This window comes from Actinomadura sp. 21ATH, from assembly GCF_041951345.1.
Classification (GTDB): Bacteria; Actinomycetota; Actinomycetes; order Streptosporangiales; family Streptosporangiaceae; genus Spirillospora.
Map to the genome: position 1 here is coordinate 66,304 of NZ_JBGNUR010000010.1, position 15,677 is coordinate 81,980.

14 protein-coding genes, 1 tRNA gene and 1 pseudogene are annotated in these 15,677 nt (G+C 70.6%); 6 read left to right on the top strand and 10 right to left on the bottom strand.

What is annotated here, in order from left to right:
* Positions 1-70: 70 nt before the first annotated feature.
* The 3 genes from ACA361_RS26435 to ACA361_RS26445 form a co-directional block, all read right to left on the bottom strand.
* Entirely contained in the window at positions 71-382 is a 312-nt protein-coding gene (locus ACA361_RS26435; protein ID WP_375016098.1) for a pilin, read from the bottom strand.
* A 311-nt stretch (positions 383-693) separates the two neighbouring features.
* Positions 694-1,512 (bottom strand): RNA polymerase sigma factor, encoded by an 819-nt coding sequence (locus ACA361_RS26440; protein WP_375016099.1) that lies wholly within the window; start codon positions 1,510-1,512, stop codon positions 694-696.
* 321 nt (positions 1,513-1,833) lie between these two features.
* Complete coding sequence (locus ACA361_RS26445) at positions 1,834-2,388, bottom strand: hypothetical protein (protein ID WP_375016100.1); 555 nt, start codon at positions 2,386-2,388, stop codon at positions 1,834-1,836.
* Positions 2,389-3,046: 658 nt separating this feature from the next.
* Here ACA361_RS26445 and ACA361_RS26450 point away from each other — a divergent pair.
* From ACA361_RS26450 to ACA361_RS26460, 3 genes and pseudogenes are all read left to right on the top strand, one after another.
* Positions 3,047-3,727, top strand: a complete 681-nt coding sequence (locus ACA361_RS26450; protein ID WP_375016102.1) for a hypothetical protein — start codon at positions 3,047-3,049, stop codon at positions 3,725-3,727.
* Between the two features lie 5 nt (positions 3,728-3,732).
* Complete coding sequence (locus ACA361_RS26455) at positions 3,733-4,617, top strand: TRM11 family SAM-dependent methyltransferase (protein ID WP_375016467.1); 885 nt, start codon at positions 3,733-3,735, stop codon at positions 4,615-4,617.
* An 807-nt stretch (positions 4,618-5,424) separates the two neighbouring features.
* Positions 5,425-6,189, top strand: a pseudogene (locus ACA361_RS26460) (recombinase family protein); the annotation flags it as partial.
* Between the two features lie 297 nt (positions 6,190-6,486).
* On the opposite strand, the gene ACA361_RS26465 reads toward ACA361_RS26460, so the two are convergent.
* From ACA361_RS26465 to ACA361_RS26475, 3 genes are all read right to left on the bottom strand, one after another.
* Entirely contained in the window at positions 6,487-6,963 is a 477-nt protein-coding gene (locus tag ACA361_RS26465; RefSeq protein WP_375016104.1) for a hypothetical protein, read from the bottom strand.
* A 16-nt stretch (positions 6,964-6,979) separates the two neighbouring features.
* A tRNA-Glu gene (locus tag ACA361_RS26470) sits at positions 6,980-7,052 on the bottom strand.
* A 72-nt stretch (positions 7,053-7,124) separates the two neighbouring features.
* Positions 7,125-8,753, bottom strand: coding sequence for a metallophosphoesterase (locus ACA361_RS26475; RefSeq protein ID WP_375016106.1), 1,629 nt, complete (start codon positions 8,751-8,753; stop codon positions 7,125-7,127).
* 40 nt (positions 8,754-8,793) lie between these two features.
* Here ACA361_RS26475 and ACA361_RS26480 point away from each other — a divergent pair, with 40 nt between their 5' ends.
* Both ACA361_RS26480 and ACA361_RS26485 read left to right on the top strand, forming a co-directional pair.
* Positions 8,794-9,126: a metallopeptidase family protein gene (locus ACA361_RS26480; protein ID WP_375016469.1), complete on the top strand. Its 333-nt coding sequence runs from the start codon at positions 8,794-8,796 to the stop codon at positions 9,124-9,126.
* A gap of 106 nt (positions 9,127-9,232) precedes the next feature.
* On the top strand, positions 9,233-10,759 hold the full coding sequence (locus ACA361_RS26485; protein ID WP_375016107.1) for an MFS transporter: 1,527 nt from the start codon (positions 9,233-9,235) through the stop codon (positions 10,757-10,759).
* Positions 10,760-10,839: 80 nt separating this feature from the next.
* Here the strand turns inward: ACA361_RS26485 and ACA361_RS26490 are convergent, their stop codons facing one another.
* Positions 10,840-11,184, bottom strand: a complete 345-nt coding sequence (locus ACA361_RS26490) for a PspC domain-containing protein (RefSeq protein WP_366621435.1) — start codon at positions 11,182-11,184, stop codon at positions 10,840-10,842.
* A gap of 214 nt (positions 11,185-11,398) precedes the next feature.
* On the opposite strand from ACA361_RS26490, the gene ACA361_RS26495 reads away from it, so the two are divergent.
* A complete protein-coding gene (locus ACA361_RS26495) occupies positions 11,399-12,424 on the top strand; it encodes an aspartate-semialdehyde dehydrogenase (protein ID WP_375016109.1) in 1,026 nt (341 codons plus the stop codon).
* Positions 12,425-12,512: 88 nt separating this feature from the next.
* Here the strand turns inward: ACA361_RS26495 and ACA361_RS26500 are convergent, their stop codons facing one another.
* The 3 genes from ACA361_RS26500 to ACA361_RS26510 all read right to left on the bottom strand — a co-directional run bounded on the left by ACA361_RS26500 (position 12,513) and on the right by ACA361_RS26510 (position 15,524).
* Positions 12,513-12,737 carry a DUF2277 domain-containing protein gene (locus ACA361_RS26500; protein WP_375016111.1) on the bottom strand — a complete coding sequence of 75 codons (225 nt, stop codon included), beginning with the start codon at positions 12,735-12,737 and terminating at the stop codon, positions 12,513-12,515.
* 74 nt (positions 12,738-12,811) lie between these two features.
* Positions 12,812-13,774 (bottom strand): M28 family metallopeptidase, encoded by a 963-nt coding sequence (locus tag ACA361_RS26505; RefSeq protein ID WP_375016113.1) that lies wholly within the window; start codon positions 13,772-13,774, stop codon positions 12,812-12,814.
* A 124-nt stretch (positions 13,775-13,898) separates the two neighbouring features.
* A complete protein-coding gene (locus tag ACA361_RS26510) occupies positions 13,899-15,524 on the bottom strand; it encodes a M4 family metallopeptidase (protein ID WP_375016114.1) in 1,626 nt (541 codons plus the stop codon).
* Positions 15,525-15,677: the final 153 nt, after the last annotated feature.

A 15,677-nucleotide genomic window follows, 5' to 3' on the forward strand; every position in this document is an offset into this window, starting at 1 on the left:
CCGGCGAGCCCCACCGCGAGCAGCAGCCACGGCCGGGCCCGGCGTAGACACCGGTGGCGAGCCCGCATCGCTAGGCGCCAACGATCTGCTGAAGCATCTTCACCAGCACCGGGGCCAGCACCGCGACGCCATAGCCGATCGCCGCATACCGCAGCGTCTTCTTGGCCGCCTCGATCTCGGCCGGATCACCTCCGGCCAGGATGTACCGAACGCCGCCGATGGTGGCGAACAAGGTCGCCAGCCCGACCAGCAGCCCGACGATGACGTTGCGCAGATTGGTGATGACCCGCTCCAACGACGCCGGAGCGGCCAGCTGCGAGGCGGCCTCGGCGATCCCGGGCACCATCAGCGCCGTGACCGCGCATCCGGCAGTCCAGATCACCGAGGCGATGACACGGCGGCGGGTACTCGCCCGGCGCAGACACCGGCGGTACCTGCCGCGCGAGCGACGAACGGAACGCGCGTGCGTGCAGCGGGTCCAGGGTTGCGAACGGTAAGGCTGGCGCATGGCAGCGTCTCCCAGTCCAAGAACGAACGGACAGTGCTGCCAGACGGATCACGGGCCGGCGCGGCCGGGCTCTGGGCGTCCTCCTCAAGGACTCAGAACGGAAGGTGGATGCGGCGGGGACCGGGTGCACCGTCCGCCCGAGTACCGCACCAGCCCGTGATCCACTGGCACCCCTTAAGCACCGCTCAAGAGCCGTTTTTCGACACCCAGCCGGAAGAGATTGCCGAAACATGACCGGCGAGAAGCGCTGCGGCCAGTCGGGCTTCGGCCCGGTCACGGCGTTTGTAGAGCCGCTTCTCCGGCGCCCCGCAAGCGCTCGCGTACTCAGCCATCGCGACCCCTTCCAGGCGCGTCGCCTCGATGAGATCGGCGTCGGCCCGCGCGACGACACCCTGTGCGACCGCGTCGGCCAACAGTGCGGAAGGCTCGGACTCCGGCTCAGCCGGCACCGCGCAGATCTCCGCTGGATCCACAGGAACCAGGCGGGACTCGCGCCTTCGTGCACGCAGCGCGCCCTTGCGGGCCCACAGCAGCAGCCGCGGCGCGATGTTGGGCCGGTCCAGGTCCACTCGGTGTAGCTGAGCGACGAACTCGGTCAGCAGCTCGGAGACGATGTCGTCGGCGAGCCGCTCGGGTGCCGTACGCAGGACACGTGCCGCGACGTTCTTCAGCCCCGGCATCGCTACCCCCACGCACCCGATCACCCAGGCCGGGTCACCGCTGCGAGCCCGCCGCACCAGCTCCGCCCAAGCCGCGTCCTTGGCGGCATCGGAGGCATCGGCCAGCAGCAGCCCGCGCAGTTCGCCGAGGTTGATGCGACGGCTCGGCAGACAAGTCCCGAGCGCACGGCCGTCGATCTCGAGCGCGCCCGGCCCATCGACCAAGAGCCGGAACGTCGCTTCCGCAACGGCGAGGGCATTGCCCTCTCCCTCGGGGACGAGGCCAGGATCGTAGGTCCCGGCCCCGGTGGAAGCGCTTCGTGGACGGATGCTTGCGGTGGCCATGGCAACCCCAGGTGCTCGAAGGCGGATCGGTCGCCCTCACTTCGGCACGTCCGGAAGTTGCTACCAGGTACAACGCTGGTGATGCCCCAGGCGGTCGTCACGGCGCCTACCGGCTACTAACCCCCTTGCCGAGCAGCGCTTTCACCTCCCTGCTCGCTCGCAGCCAGCGGCAATCCTCAAGGAGTTGTCAACGCCCCCTGCCGTCGCTGATCTGGGCATAAGCCCGGTCGGATAGGTTGCTAATAAAGAAGCGCCAAAGGTGGCACACCGTTCGCTTCTCGTCCTCGTCAGTTCCGTTAGCGCCTACCTGATGAGGTTCGATCAGGAGGAGCCAGCGCTGGGTCCTTGAGCTGGAGGTTCGGGTTGATCAAGCCAGGTATCCAGTGTCAGTGCCAAACGCTGCAGGACGTCACCGCGGGTTTCGCCTGATGCGGTGGCGCACCAGCCGAGCAGGATCTGGGTGATCATGGCGTGCACCATGGTTTCGCGGCTCCGGAGTCGACGCTGGGCCCGGTCAGCCTGGTCCAAGTCGTAGGCCTCGCCCGGCATCAACGGCGTGATGATCTTTATGTGCTCGGTACGGGTGTCGTTGACAGCAGCGATCTCGGCCATCAACTCCTCCAAGGGGCGATGACCACCGTTGGCCAGGATGGTCATCGCACGTAGCCAATCGTCGACGATCTCGCGCTGAGTCTTGTCGTCGAGGCGGCGCCATGCCGGGTCCTCAGCCCCGAAGATGGCGTCGGCGTGTGTCTGGCAAAGGCCCCGGACCTTGCGCTTACGACCAGGAAGCTTCTCCCCGCACACTGCGGGGAGTCCGCAGATCCAGCAGGCTCCCCCTGGTGAGAGCACTCGTTCCACACCGGCGGCGCTCATGGGTTCGGCCTGTCCTTGGGCTGACTGTCAGGCCTGCCTGGAGCACGGTCTTTGGGCAAACCGAACGACACGAGGCTCTCGCGTTGCGTGGCGTGATCTTGCAGAACGGTCGAGCATCGGGCGTAGCCGATCACTTCTCCCACCCCGGCAGCGTACGGTTCAACTTCCCATAACCGGACAGTCCCACAACCATCTACCTGAGACAACACTCCCGCAGGTCGACCCCGTCCCTACTCAAGAGGACGCTGAGCTGCAAGAACGGGCGGTAAGTACCTCGTGGTGGATCGGTTTGGGCGGAACTTTAAGGTGGCCGCTGTCGAATCTGGGGACGCTACGGGTGCTTTAAGGGGAACGGGGATCGGGTGGCCGTCTCGGGTCATCCACGATGAACGACACACCTTCCAATGCGGGAGTACCTGGAGCCGGGCGACCGCGCCCCAGCACGGGCGCCAAGAGTCGGCGCCTCTTGCCGTTGACCGTGTGGCTGTGCTCGGAGGCCGACTCCAGCCCTCGCGAGACATCCCAGCGGGACAAGGACGCGGCGGGCAGGGCGGCCGCCGGTACTGGCGCGGTCCGGACGTGCCCGCAGCATCAGCGCTTGGTCGGGCGGGAGTTGGCCGCTCATCTCATCGAGACCTGTACCCGTGAGGGTGACACCATGGCGGAGGCGTTTACCGCCGGTGAGGCAACGGTGGCCACCGCCGCGCGGCTGGGCCGCAGGGGGCTGGCCTGCGTGCCGAACTATCCGCTCGCTCGCTACATCGGGCAGCGGCTGCGTGCCGATCTGACCGAGACGCAGCTGGCCATGGTGGGGATGCGGCCTTGCCGGCCGGACCAGCTGCACTGCGGGTTGGTCGACCATCGGGGCCGGGTCAGCCTGGTCATCGCCGCCCTTCCCTCATACGAGGAGAACGGCGGAAACCCGCGGCCCGCCGCGGGGAGGGAGTGTCCGCCGTGCCGTGCCCAATTCTGGATGCTGTCCGACCAGAAGCTCAGCGCGTTCCTGCACTCCGCGTGGCGCGTTCTGCGTCCTGGCGGGCATCTGGCCGTGATCACGACCACCCGATACGACGGGGAGCGTCTCATCGACCCCGCTCCGCGCATCGTCCGCGAGGCCAGCCGGGTCGGGTTCCGCTACGGCCAGCACGTCATCGCGCTCCGCGTGCCGGTAGACGGTGATGCGCTGGTCGTGCAGAGCCGTCCCACGGATCTGGCCGAACTCCGCGATATCCGGTCGCGGGCTTTGCCGCCGGTGGTGAGTGTGCATGCCGACGTCTGCTTGTTCACCAAGCCCACAGGCGCTCCTAGCCCCGGCGGCTCGAAGGAGGGCCGCCGGTGAAGGCGATGGGCAACGCCGCTGGCCCTGGCTGCCAGGGTCTTGCATCGGTGCTGCTGACGGGGCAGCGGCCGTCGCGGTTGCAGCGCGCGGGCCGTTACACGCCCGACTCGATGCGGCACCCGGGCAAGATGCTGCCCGCCATCGCCGCCTGCGTTATTGAGGCGTTCACCGCCTCTGGGGATCTGGTCGTCGATCCGATGAGCGGGATCGGGACCACCCTGGTGGAGGCGATCCATCTCGGGCGTGACGCGGCCGGGATGGAGTACGAGGGCTCCTGGGTGCGGCTTGCGGCGGCCAACGTTCTTCACGCACAGCGGCAGGGCGCCACCGGGACCGCCAAGCTGGTCATCGGTGACGCCCGCAACATCGCGACCGCATATCCGACGCTTCGCGGGAAAGCGTCGCTGGTCCTCACCTCGCCGCCGTACGGGTCTCGTACTCACGGTCATGTGAGGTCGGGGGCAAGGGACGGAGGTGGCCGGGTCGAGAAGTGGAATCACCGCTACTCGGCCGACCGGGGCAATCTCGCGCACCAGGGCCTGGATGAGCTGCTGCAGGGGTTCTCGCGCATCCTGGCCGGCAGCGCCGAGCTTCTGCGTCCCGGTGGAGTCGTGGCGGTCACGGTCCGGCCGATCCGGGTCAAGGGCGAACTGATCGACCTGCCTGGCCTGGTCATCGAGAGCGCCGGTCGGGCTGGGCTGGCGCTGGTGGGACGGCTTGCCGCGCTCTTGTGCGGGATTCGCGATGGCGAACTGGTCAACCGCGCCTCGTTCTTCCAGATGCTGGAGACCCGCCGTGCCAGGGAACGGGGCATCCCTGCCTGCGCTACGGCCCACGAGGATCTTCTGATTTTCAGGGTTTCTCGGGACCTGTGTGGAGGTGACCGGTGAACTCCCGCATTGCGGCCAAGCCGCCGGTCGTTCGCCGGGATAGAGGAGCAGAGGTCCTCGCGCGGCTGCAACTCGGTACCTGCGGTGCCTGCGGCCGCGCCTGTTACCGGTCTCGGAAGCGGGCTCGCCACGCCGTCAAGGTCGCGGCGCCCGGCGTCAGGCTCCGCGCCTACCGATGCGGGCCTTGGTGGCACCTCACTACGCCGACCGGCCATCCCCAGCACATCACCTCGCCCGTCACCCTCGTCCCGGCAAGACCGGGGGCAGGGCCTGGCCTTGAGCTTCGGGGTCGAGATGAGCGGTCATATCGGGACCGCCACCGCGCGGACAGGGCACACGCCCGCCCCCGCGATCGGTGGCGGCGGGACACCGGCTCGCGATCGGGCGAGCGGTGACCCGAGAAGGCCGGGAGCGCAACGGCCGCCCAGACGAGCCCGCTGGGTTCGTCTGGACGGTGGTGACCGCTGAAGGCGATGTGGCCGACCAACTGGAACGTGCACAGGCGCGTGCGATCAACGAGGTACTGGCATGGGTAGCAAGACAGCACCGATCTCGCCCGAACTCCTCAGAACCGGATCCCGGGGAGGGCGCCGGACCCGGCTGACGGGACCCGGCGGAGGACACCGAGCCCCAGGGCCGCTGCGGGTCGCGTTCGCGGCGCGCGTCTCGACCGAGGACCAGCAGGACCCAACGCTGTCCATTCCTCGGCAGCTCAACTCCTGCCGGGAGGCTCTCCCCGCACAATCGGTCATCTCCGTTCACTTCTACGACGTGGAGTCCGGGCGCAAGGACCTGGCTGCCCGCGGGATGGGAAGAGGGCACGAACGATTCGTGATCCCCGTGCCGCGCGAGGGCGGTATCCAGGATCTGCTGGATGAAGCCACCCGCCCGGATCGGCGCTTCGACGCGGTGATCTGCGAGTCGATCGAGCGCATCGCGCGCCGCACGTACGTCGGGACCCTCATCGAGAACCGCCTGGAGGAGGCGGGCGTTCCGCTCTTCGCGGCAGACGAGCCCATCACGCTTGGCGGTAACCGGGCGACGCAGGTCCTGACCCGGCGCGTGAAGCAAGGCGTCGCTGAGTGGTACGTCCTGGAGCTGTTGGAGAAGTCCTGGGGCGGTACCGAGGTCCACACTGAGCAGGGCTTCAACATCGGCAAGCCGCCGTACGGCTATGCCGCACTGAAGATTCCTCACCCTGTGCCCGCCCGACGAGCCGAGGGGGCGTCCAAGCACCGGCTGGTTCCCGACGCCGAGCGCGGACCTGTGGTCACAACGATCTTCGAGTGGAGGGTCGGGGAAAGCATGGGCTACGAGGCGCTCGCGAATCGCCTGAACACCGACCTCGACCGCTACCCGCCTCCACAGCCTGTGGATCCCGGGCGCGCGGTGGGGCGCTGGACGCACTCCTCAGTACGCGAGATCCTCCGCAACCCCAAGTACACCGGCTACATGGTGTGGAACCGGCGAGCCACCAAGTCCGATGGTGGAAGCTGCAACCCGCCCGAAGCATGGGTCTGGTCGAGCGTTCCCACTCACGAGCCCCTGGTGTCCGTGGAAACCTTCCTCGTGGCGCGCCAGACCGGCAGCCGTCGCGAACGATCACGCAGCACACAGGAACGCAACAAGTGCGCGGGCACGAAACGGACGTACGTCCTGCGCAGCTACATCGCCTGCGACGAATGCGGCCGCCGACTGTTCGGCAAGACCAACCCCAAGGGCACGCCCTACTACGTCTGCAAGCCCTCGAAGGGCTACGTCCCTGAAGGGCACCCGAAGAGCTACTGGGTTCGTGAGGAGGCCCTGCTCAGGGGGCTTTCGGACTTCTTCGCCAGTAACGTCTTCGGCCCCCACCGGCGCTCTCGGCTGTCAGTCCTCATGGTCGAGGCCGCCAACCAGGCAGCGGTCGAGCACCAAGCGGCCATGGACGCTGTTCGCAAAGCCGTCCAGGACATCAGCCAGCGGCGAGAACGGCTGATCAGCAGCCTGGAGCATCTGGAGGTGCCGGACCCCGAGTTCACCCGGGACGTCAACGCTCGCGCCGCCCAGCTCAGTGCCGATCGCGATCAGAAGAGAGCGCGGCTTGCGGAGTTGGAGAGCGAGCAGCCTGTTCGCCAGTGTCCGGATCTGCTCGACGAGCTTCCTGTGGGGAGCGTGGATCTGGCCACGGTTCCCGAGCCGGTGCTCCGCAGGCTGTTCGACGCCTTCCGACTTGAGATGCGCTACGACCGCACGACTCGGAAGGTTCATTGCCAGGTGACCGTCACACGGGAGATCATCCAGATCCAGCAGGACGCGGTGACCACCGTGCTGGGCAACCGGTCGCACGTGACCGGCGACGATCATGCAGCCGTCTGTGATGTACCCCCTACCGGATTCGAACCGGCGCTACCGCCTTGAAAGGGCGGCGTCCTAGGCCGCTAGACGAAGGGGGCCCTCGGTGGCAGGGATGGCTGCCACTCGACCGGTCCAGCATAGGGGACAACCAGGCCGGACGCACAAACGGTTTAGCCCCGTTCCGGGGGGCGTGTGGCGGATGGGCTGGTCGTGGGGGACTGGGTGGGCCACTGGGACGGGGGCAGCGACGGGAACGTGGGGCTGTGCGTGGGCGGCTGGGTGGCGGGCGGGCCGATGGTGCGGTCGGGGTTCGGCTCCAGGTGGCGCTCGATCTGGGCCGAGGTGAGGCCCAGGCCGCCGAGGCGGATGTCGTCCCAGCCCTGGAGGCGGTGGTTGGCGCGGCTGAAGTAGAGGACGGACAGCTCGATCGGGGTCGGCTGCTCGTGTTCGAGGCCGCGCAGGCCGGCGCCGCCGGTGGAGCCCTGGATGAACAGGCGGGTGCCGGTGGGCATGAGGCGCGTGGAGCGCTTGTGGCCGTGGCCGGAGAGGACGAGCTGCGTCGCGCCGGAGAAGCCCTCGCCCTGGTACGGGTCGTGGGCGACGACCATGTCGGGGGTCGTTCCGGAGGCGCGGAGCTTCTGGGCCTGCTGGGAGCCGAGGGTGCGGAGCTGCTCGACGCCCATGTGGTCGTCGCGGGTGGTCTTGTCGGGGGTGAAGCGGGGGTCGCCGACGCCGTAGATCCGCAGGCCCTCGATCTCGTGGGAACCGTCGTCGAGGACGGTGGCGTTCTTCTGGTCGTCGACGGCGTCCGCGACGCGCTTGGAGTCGTGGTTGCCGCGGACGAAGACGTACGGGACCTTCAGCGACTCGATCTCGTCGGCGAACTGCTCCTCCGGCTCGCTGCCGTGGTCGGTGAGGTCGCCGCTGTCGATGATGAAGTCCACCTGGAACTGCCGGCTGACGGAGCGCATGACCGACCACGCGGCCGGGTTGAGGTGGATGTCGGAGACGTGCAGGACGCGGATCGTGGACGGGTCCGGCTCGTACGCCGGGAGGGTGGAGGTGGCGGCGTACAGCTCGGAGACGTTGCCGACGAGGCGGGCGAGCTGGGCGCGGTACGCGGAGAAGCGCTCGACGATGCTGCGGGCGTCGCCGACGAGCGCCGGGGCGTTCGCCAGGATACCGGTGTAGCGGGGCTCGGCGATGGCCTGCGGGTTGAACGTCGACCACGTGAGCAGGACGAGGGCGAGCATCCCGGCGACGCCGGCGCCCAGGCCGGCGAGGGCCTTGCGCCAGGAGCGGAAGAGCAGGAGGCCGGCCAGGAAGGAGAGGGCGAGGCCGAGGGCGGCGGCGCGGAGCAGCATCACGATCACGCCGTGGCGGAGCTCGCCCGCGATCCGGTCGGTGATCTTGTCGAGGGCGGTCTGGGACTCGATGAGCTCGCGGGCGGGCTCCGGACGCAGCTCGGTGACGCGGGCCTCCAGGGCCAGCGGGCCCCAGTGCGTGTCGAGGTGGAGCGCTCCTAGCGGCGGGATCTGGATCGTCGTACCGCCGCCCCATTGGGGGCGCAGCAGCAGGGAGACGTCCGTGGGGCCGACGGGCGTCTCGATGCGCCCGCCGAGGAGAAGGCCGGCCAGGCCGCCGGCCAGCCCGGCGGCGACGACGGCCAGGGCCCCGGCCCAGCGGCGGGTACGGGGACCGGGACGGCGCAGCCGGGCGAGGTGCTTCAGCGGCGGGCGGCTCGCGGGGAGGCGCAGCCGGACCCTGGAGAGGACGGTCCGGATGTGCGCGAACGGCACGGTTTCTCCTTCCGTCAAGCACAATGATGACGTGATCCAGATGTCGCGAGAGGCGTTCGAGGAGCTCGTCGGTGAGGCCCTCGACACCGTCCCGCCCGAACTGACCGCGCACATGCGCAACGTCGTCATCGTCGTCGAGGACGAGGCGCCCGAGCCCGGTCTGCTCGGCCTATATCAGGGGGTACCCCTGACAGAACGGGGCGACTGGTACGGCGCCGTACTTCCCGATCACATCGCGATCTACCGCAACGAGATCCTTGACATCTGTGAGACTCCCGAGGAAGTGGTGGAGGAGGTGCGCATCACCGTCGTCCACGAGATCGCCCACCACTTCGGCATCGACGACCGGCGCCTGCACGAGCTGGGTTACTGAGCCGCCACAGAGAGTTTCACCAATCGGGCACTGTAGGTTACACAACTGCCACGCAGCGTGAGTTAATAGGGGGGTCCGTGACCGTGCGGACCGAACTGGAGCGCGCGTGGCTGAGAGGCAGACCGGGAGGCACCGCCGCCCACCGGAGTCGCAGGCCACCTACCGCGAGGTCTTCGCGGTAGGGGAGTTCCGCGCGCTCTGGCTGGCGCAGGCGCTGTCGTTCATCGGCGACCAGCTGGCCCAGGTGGCGCTGGCCGTGCTGGTGTACGAGCGCACCAACTCCCCGCTGCTCACCGCGGTCACGTACGCGCTGACGTACATCCCCCCGATCGTCGGCGGGCCCGTGCTGTCCGGGCTGGCCGACCTGTTCCCGCGCCGCCGCGTGATGGTGGTGACCGACGTCCTGCGGGCCGGGCTGGTGGCGCTGATGGCCGTGCAGGGCATGCCGTTCTGGCTGCTGTGCGCGCTGGTCTTCGTGACCGTGCTGCTGGGGGCGCCGTTCAGCGCGGCCCGCGCGGCGGTGATGCCCGACGTGCTGACCGGGGACCGGTACGTCGCGGGCTCGGCGATCAACAACATCACGCACCAGGCCGCGCAGATGCTCGGGTTCCTGGCGGGCGGGGCGATCGTGGCGATGGTCGGCACCGGCGAGGCGCTCGCGATGAACTCCGCCACGTTCGCCCTCTCGGCCGTGATCCTGGTGGCGGGGCTGCGCCGCAGGCCGGCGCCCAAGCGGCGGGAGCGCGAGTCGCGGGGGCTGTGGAAGGGCACCTGGGACGGCGGGCGGCTGGTGTTCGGCGACCCGACGCTGCGCGCGCTGGTGGCGTTCGCCTGGCTGTGCGGCTTCTACGTGATCCCGGAGGGCCTGGCCGCCCCGTACGCGGCGACGTTCGACGGCGGCGCGGTGACGGTCGGTCTGCTGATGTCGGCGATGCCGACGGGGATGGTCGTGGGCGCGTTCCTGTTCAGCAGGTGCGTGCGGCCCAGCAACCGGATCCGCTCGATGGGCTGGATGTCGATGCTGGCCTGCGCCCCGCTGCTGGGGGCCGCCATGCATCCGCCGCTGTGGGCCGTCGTGGTGCTGTGGGCGATCTCGGGGGCGGGCAGCGCCTACCAGCTGGCGGCGAACGCCGCGTTCGTGGCGGCGGTGCCGGCGTCCGGGCGGGGCCAGGCGTTCGGGCTGGCCCAGTCGGGCATCCTGGCGGGCCAGGGCCTGGGCATCCTGGTGGCGGGCGCCGCCGCGCAGGTGCTCGGCCCGGAGACGGTGGTCGCGTTCGCCGGGGCGCTGGGCCTGTCGCTGGCCGCGATCCTGACGTTCTCGTGGAACCGCGCCCGCGGGCAGGTGATCGCCTCGATGTACGCGCGCTCGGCGCGGGCCGAGGAACTCCGGGACACCGGACCGGTGCCGGTCGTCGCGCCCGAAGCGCTGAACGGCGCCGGGGACGGGCCGCCGCGGGCGGTCGAGGTGCCCTGGCCGGCCGGCGGCAACGGCCGGACGTCACCGGTCAACGGCGAGGAGCAGCCCCACGGCGAGCCCCGGCACGAGCCCCGGCACGGGCTCCAGCACGGGCCTCAGCACGGGTCCCAGCACGGGCCTCAGCCGGGTGAGTGGCGGTCCGCTCCCGCCCCCTGAGCCGGGCGAGGGCGAGCCGCCCGGCCTGGAAGGGGCATGGCCTGCGAGAGCGCCGGGAGCGCGCGGGGGGCGTCCACGGCTCAGATGTGGGTGTGGTCCCGGGCGCCGGCGTCCTTCTTGGACGAGTCCTTGTTGAGGGAGTCCTTGGTCTTCTGGATCGTCTCCTGGACCTTCGGGTTCTCGTTGGCCTTCTTGAACAGGTCCTCGGCGATCGAGGTGGGGCGCCCCTCCTCGGGGATCAGCACCCACGCGATCGCGTAGGCCGCGACCCCGGCCCCGCCGAAGATCGTGAAGACGGCGAGCCCGAGCCTGATGATGTTGGCGTCCACGCCGAGGTAGCGCGCGGCGCCCGAGCAGACCCCGGCGACCATCCGGCCGTCCTGGGTGCGGCGCAGCTTCTTCTGGGTGCTCTTCTCGATGTCCATGCCTTGATCCTGCCCCCTTTGCCTCGCGTGTGACATCGGGATCTCCCCTGATTCACCCCTGAGGACGCCCCTGACCCGGAAGGGTGAAGCGTTGCTTAAGGTTGTATGGAAGGGTTTTTGATTGGACGTTGGGCCGTCGGCCTGGGCAGACTCGTTCCGCCAGGTCAGCGACGGCCTGCGAGGACGACCACGCGTACGCGACAGAGGGAGCGGCATGAAGATCGGGATCGTCGGCGCCACCGGACAGGTCGGGAGCGTGATGCTCAGGATCCTGGCCGAACGCGGATTCCCGCTGGACGAGCTGCGGCTGTTCGCCTCGGCGCGCTCGGCCGGGCGGAAGCTGGCGTGGCAGGACACCGAGGTGACGGTGGAGGACGCCGCCACCGCCGACTACGGCGGCCTGGACATCGTGCTGTTCTCCGCCGGCGGCGCCAGCTCGAAGGAGCTGGCGCCCAAGGTCGCGGCCGCCGGCGCCGTCGTGATCGACAACTCGTCCGCGTGGCGGCGGGACCCGGACGTGCCGCTGGTGGTGTCCGAGGTCAACCCGCACGCCGCGCTCCGGCGGCCCAAGGGGATCATCGCGAACCCCAACTGCACCACGATGGCCGCGATGCCCGTGCTGCGGCCGCTGCACGCCGAGGCGGGGCTGACCGCGCTGGTCGTGTCCACGTACCAGGCGGTGTCCGGCAGCGGCCTCGCGGGCGTGGCCGAGCTGCACGAGCAGGCGCGCAAGGTCGTGGAGGGCGCGGACCGGCTGACCCACGACGGCCGGGCGGTGGAGTTCCCCGACCCGCAGGTGTACGTGCGGCCGATCGCGTTCAACGTGCTCCCGATGGCGGGCAAGATCGTTGAGGACGGCCTGGCCGAGACCGACGAGGAGCAGAAGCTCCGCCACGAGAGCCGCAAGATCCTGGAGATCCCCGACCTCAAGGTCAGCGGGACCTGCGTGCGGGTGCCGGTGTTCACCGGGCACTCGCTGCAGATCAACGCGCGGTTCGAGCGGCCGATCGGCCCCGAGCGCGCGGCCGAGCTGCTCACCGGCGCGGCCGGGGTGGCGCTGTCGGACGTCCCGACCCCGCTCCAGGCGGCCGGCCAGGACCCCACCTACGTGGGCCGCATCCGCCGCGACGAGACCGTCGAGAACGGGCTCGCGCTGTTCTGCTCGGGCGACAACCTGCGCAAGGGCGCGGCGCTCAACGCCGTCCAGATCGCCGAGCTGGTCGCCGCCGAGAAGTCCTGAGGCGGGACCGGAGACCCGGAGACCCGGAGACCCGGAGACACGGAGACACGGACATGCGGGACCCGCTCCAGACGGCCCGGCGCGGGGGCTATCTGGAGCGGGCGCCCCGGATCTCCAGGGACGACAGCAGCTCCGCGGTGCTGCGGGTGATCTCCTCCACGGCGCGGTCGAACGCCGCGGCGTTGTGCGCGGCGGGGGCGCGGAAGCCCGAGACCTTGCGCACGTACTGGAGCGCGGCGGCCCTGATGTCGTCGCCGGTCGCCTCCTCCGGCTCGCTGGGCGTGGGACGGAGCGTCTTGATGCTGCGGCACATGCTCCCATTGTGACCGCGAGGTACGACGTTCCGTACCTCGCGGTCGGGCCGGGCCGGTGCTCGCCGCGGCGTGATCAGGACGAGAGCGCCCAGATGGCGTGGGCGATCGCGTCCGAGTTGCGGTCCAGCGCGGTGTCGTTGATGTTGGACGTGGTGTCGCAGGACGAGTGGTAGCAGCGGTCGAACGCCACCCCGGCCTGGCCGCCCCACAGCTGCGCCTGGGCGGTGGTCTTGCGGCCCTCGGCGCCGGTGAACGTGCCGCCGGCCGGGATCCCGACCCGGATGAACGGGCCGTAGTCGGACCGCCCGTCGAAGTCGGTGCCCCGGGTGGGGACGCCGATCCCGGCGAAGTAGCCGTTGATCGTCTGCTCGATCTGGGCGGATCCCGCCGGGCCGGGGCCCGACCCGACGCCGTCGGAGTCGTCCCCGTCGTAGACGAAGTAGCCGGCGTTCGGCGAGCCGACCATGTCGAAGTTGAGGTAGCCCTTGATCCGCGAGCGTTCGGCCGCGGTGAGGGCGCTCACGTACCGGCTGGAGCCGATCAGGCCCAGCTCCTCGGCGCCCCACCAGGCGAAGCGCAGGTGCTTGGTGGGCTGGTAGCCGCTGCGGGCGACCGCGAGGGCCGCCTCCAGGATGGCGGCGGAGCCGGTGCCGTTGTCGTTGATCCCGGCGCCGGACCGGACGCTGTCGAGGTGGGCGCCGGCCATCAGGACCTGGTTCGGGTCGCCGCCCGGCCGGTCGGCGATCAGGTTGTAGCCGGTGGCGCCGCCGTAGCTGAACGAGCGGATGCTGGTCTGGTAGCCGGCGGCGTCCAGCCGGGCCTTCACGTAGTCGAGCGAGGCGCGGTACCCGGGGCGGCCGTGCGCCCGGTTTCCGCCGTTGGCGTTCGCGATCGACTGGAACTGGCTCAGGTGGGCCTTGACGTTGGCGAGCGGGATGTCCGGCGCCGCGGCGGCGGCCGTGGCCGGGCCGGGCGCGCCGAGCGCGGCGGCGGTCAGGGCGAGGGCCGCGGCGAACCCGGTGAGTCGCGTCTTCATGGGTCTCCTCTGGTGGGCGGGGGTGCGGGGCCGCGGTCTGGGGTCCGCGGCCCCGCCGTCCGGGGAAATGACGGCCGTACGGGACGGGCCAAGGAGGTGGCGCCCCGTACGGCCGTCCGAGCGGTCAGCCCGTGCAGGTGGTGGGCTCACCGCTCGCGGCCGGGACGCTGACAGCGGTCCAAGCGGCCCGGGTCCGGGTGAAGTCGGTGCAGGTGGCCTTGCCGACCCGCACCAGGTTGAGCACCGCCTGGAGGGACGCGCGGCGCGCCGTCGAGTGCGTCCAGGTGGTGGTCTTGAGGTTGAGCGTCTCCATGAAGATCCGGCCGGCCTTCTGGACGCCGACGCCCGTCACGGCCGTGCCGTTGCAGGTGGGGCTGTTCGGGCGGCCGTTGGACGGGTCGTTCGCGGCCGAGCCCTCGGCCAGCAGGTAGAACCAGTGGTTCTGGACGCCGGCGGCGCGGTGCACCTCCATGCTCGGCACGGACGAGCTGTAGCAGTTGGGGTGGCCGCCGACCGCGGACGGGTTGTACATGTTGCGGATCGGGCCGCTGCCGGCCAGGTCGACCTCCTCGCCGACGAGGTAGTCCGGCGGGTCGTAGTTGACCAGGGCCGTCGTGCCGGACAGCTGCTCGCTCACGCGGCGCTCGTTCAGGTACCACTCGGTGAGGGCGCCGAAGATGTCGCCGGTCGACTCGTTCAGGCCGCCCTTCTCGTTGCCGCCGCCGGAGCCGCCGGGGGTGACCTGGAAGATGCCGTGGCCGAGCTCGTGCGCGACGACGTCGGTGGGGACGGCCTGGCGGGTGCGGGCGCTGTTGCGGCCGAAGTTGGCGTAGCTGCCGTTCCAGTACGCGTTGGCCTGGTTCAGCCCGACGCGCATGGGCCAGCCGCGGCCGGTGCCGGTGAGGCCGTTGCGCTCCAGCCACGTCCCGGCCATGTCGAACTGCGCCTGGGCGGCGCGCATCGCGTCCACGCAGGCGGTCTCCAGGCTGGTGCCGCCGGCGTTGCCCCAGACGTCGTCGGTGCCGGAGAAGACGGTGCCGCTCTGGTTGGCGCAGCTGACGCCGGGGCGGCCGGGGTCGCGCATGCTGTACGTGCCGCCGGACGCGGTGGTGGCGATGTGCGTGGGGTTCTGGCGGCCGCCGTGGTAGTAGCTCTGGTCGTCGTCGGCGTCGCGGACCTCGTCCCACTGCTGGACGACCTTGCCGCTGTTCGCGTCCACGAGGACGTGCAGGCGGCTGGGCCGGTTCGCGGCCGTGCCCTCGACGACGGTCTCGTACACGAGGCGGCCGCGGCCCTCCGCGAGGACGGTGAGGACGGGCGCGGAGGTACGGGTCGCGCGGGCGAGGTGGGAGCGGGAGATGGACGCCGCCTTGCCCGCGGACAGCTCGGGCGCGGTCTCGACGGAGATGGGGGCGTCCTGGCCGACCGTGGTGGACAGGACGTTCCCGGCGGCGTCGGTGGTGACGACGAAGTCGCCGCCGCGGACGGGGAGGCCGGCGTGGACGCGGTCGTACGCGACGTACCGGAGGCCGCCGGCGCCGGCGGTGACGCCGCGGCGGACGATCTCGTCCTCGGGCGCGGTGTGGAGCGCGGCGGGGCGCTGCGCCACCAGGCGGTCGGCCGCGGCGGCGGGCGACGGCGGCGTGGGGGGTGCCGCGGGCGCGGTGCGGGCGGAGGCGGGAGCGGACATCGACACGGCGAGGCCGGCGGCGGTGATCGCCGCGACCGCGAGCGCGGTCTGGTGTCTCACGGGGGAGCTCCTTCCAGGAGCCGGGCGGGCGCCGTCCCGGAAGGTCCTTGTGAGAGCGGCTTCGCGGGGGGCCACCGACCGGCGGGGTGAACCGGACCGATCGGCTCATCCGGATGAGTTGCCCAGAAGTGCACCCCGGTGGCCGGGATGTGT

Coding starts and splice junctions, on each gene's coding strand:
- ACA361_RS26440 (WP_375016099.1), bottom strand. CDS start 1,512: ATGGCCACCGCAAGCATCCGTCCACGAAGCGCTTCCACCGGGGCCGGG.
- ACA361_RS26445 (WP_375016100.1), bottom strand. CDS start 2,388: ATGAGCGCCGCCGGTGTGGAACGAGTGCTCTCACCAGGGGGAGCCTGC.
- ACA361_RS26450 (WP_375016102.1), top strand. CDS start 3,047: ATGGCGGAGGCGTTTACCGCCGGTGAGGCAACGGTGGCCACCGCCGCG.
- ACA361_RS26455 (WP_375016467.1), top strand. CDS start 3,733: ATGGGCAACGCCGCTGGCCCTGGCTGCCAGGGTCTTGCATCGGTGCTG.
- ACA361_RS26465 (WP_375016104.1), bottom strand. CDS start 6,963: ATGATCGTCGCCGGTCACGTGCGACCGGTTGCCCAGCACGGTGGTCAC.
- ACA361_RS26480 (WP_375016469.1), top strand. CDS start 8,794: ATGTCGCGAGAGGCGTTCGAGGAGCTCGTCGGTGAGGCCCTCGACACC.
- ACA361_RS26490 (WP_366621435.1), bottom strand. CDS start 11,184: ATGGACATCGAGAAGAGCACCCAGAAGAAGCTGCGCCGCACCCAGGAC.
- ACA361_RS26495 (WP_375016109.1), top strand. CDS start 11,399: ATGAAGATCGGGATCGTCGGCGCCACCGGACAGGTCGGGAGCGTGATG.
- ACA361_RS26500 (WP_375016111.1), bottom strand. CDS start 12,737: ATGTGCCGCAGCATCAAGACGCTCCGTCCCACGCCCAGCGAGCCGGAG.
- ACA361_RS26505 (WP_375016113.1), bottom strand. CDS start 13,774: ATGAAGACGCGACTCACCGGGTTCGCCGCGGCCCTCGCCCTGACCGCC.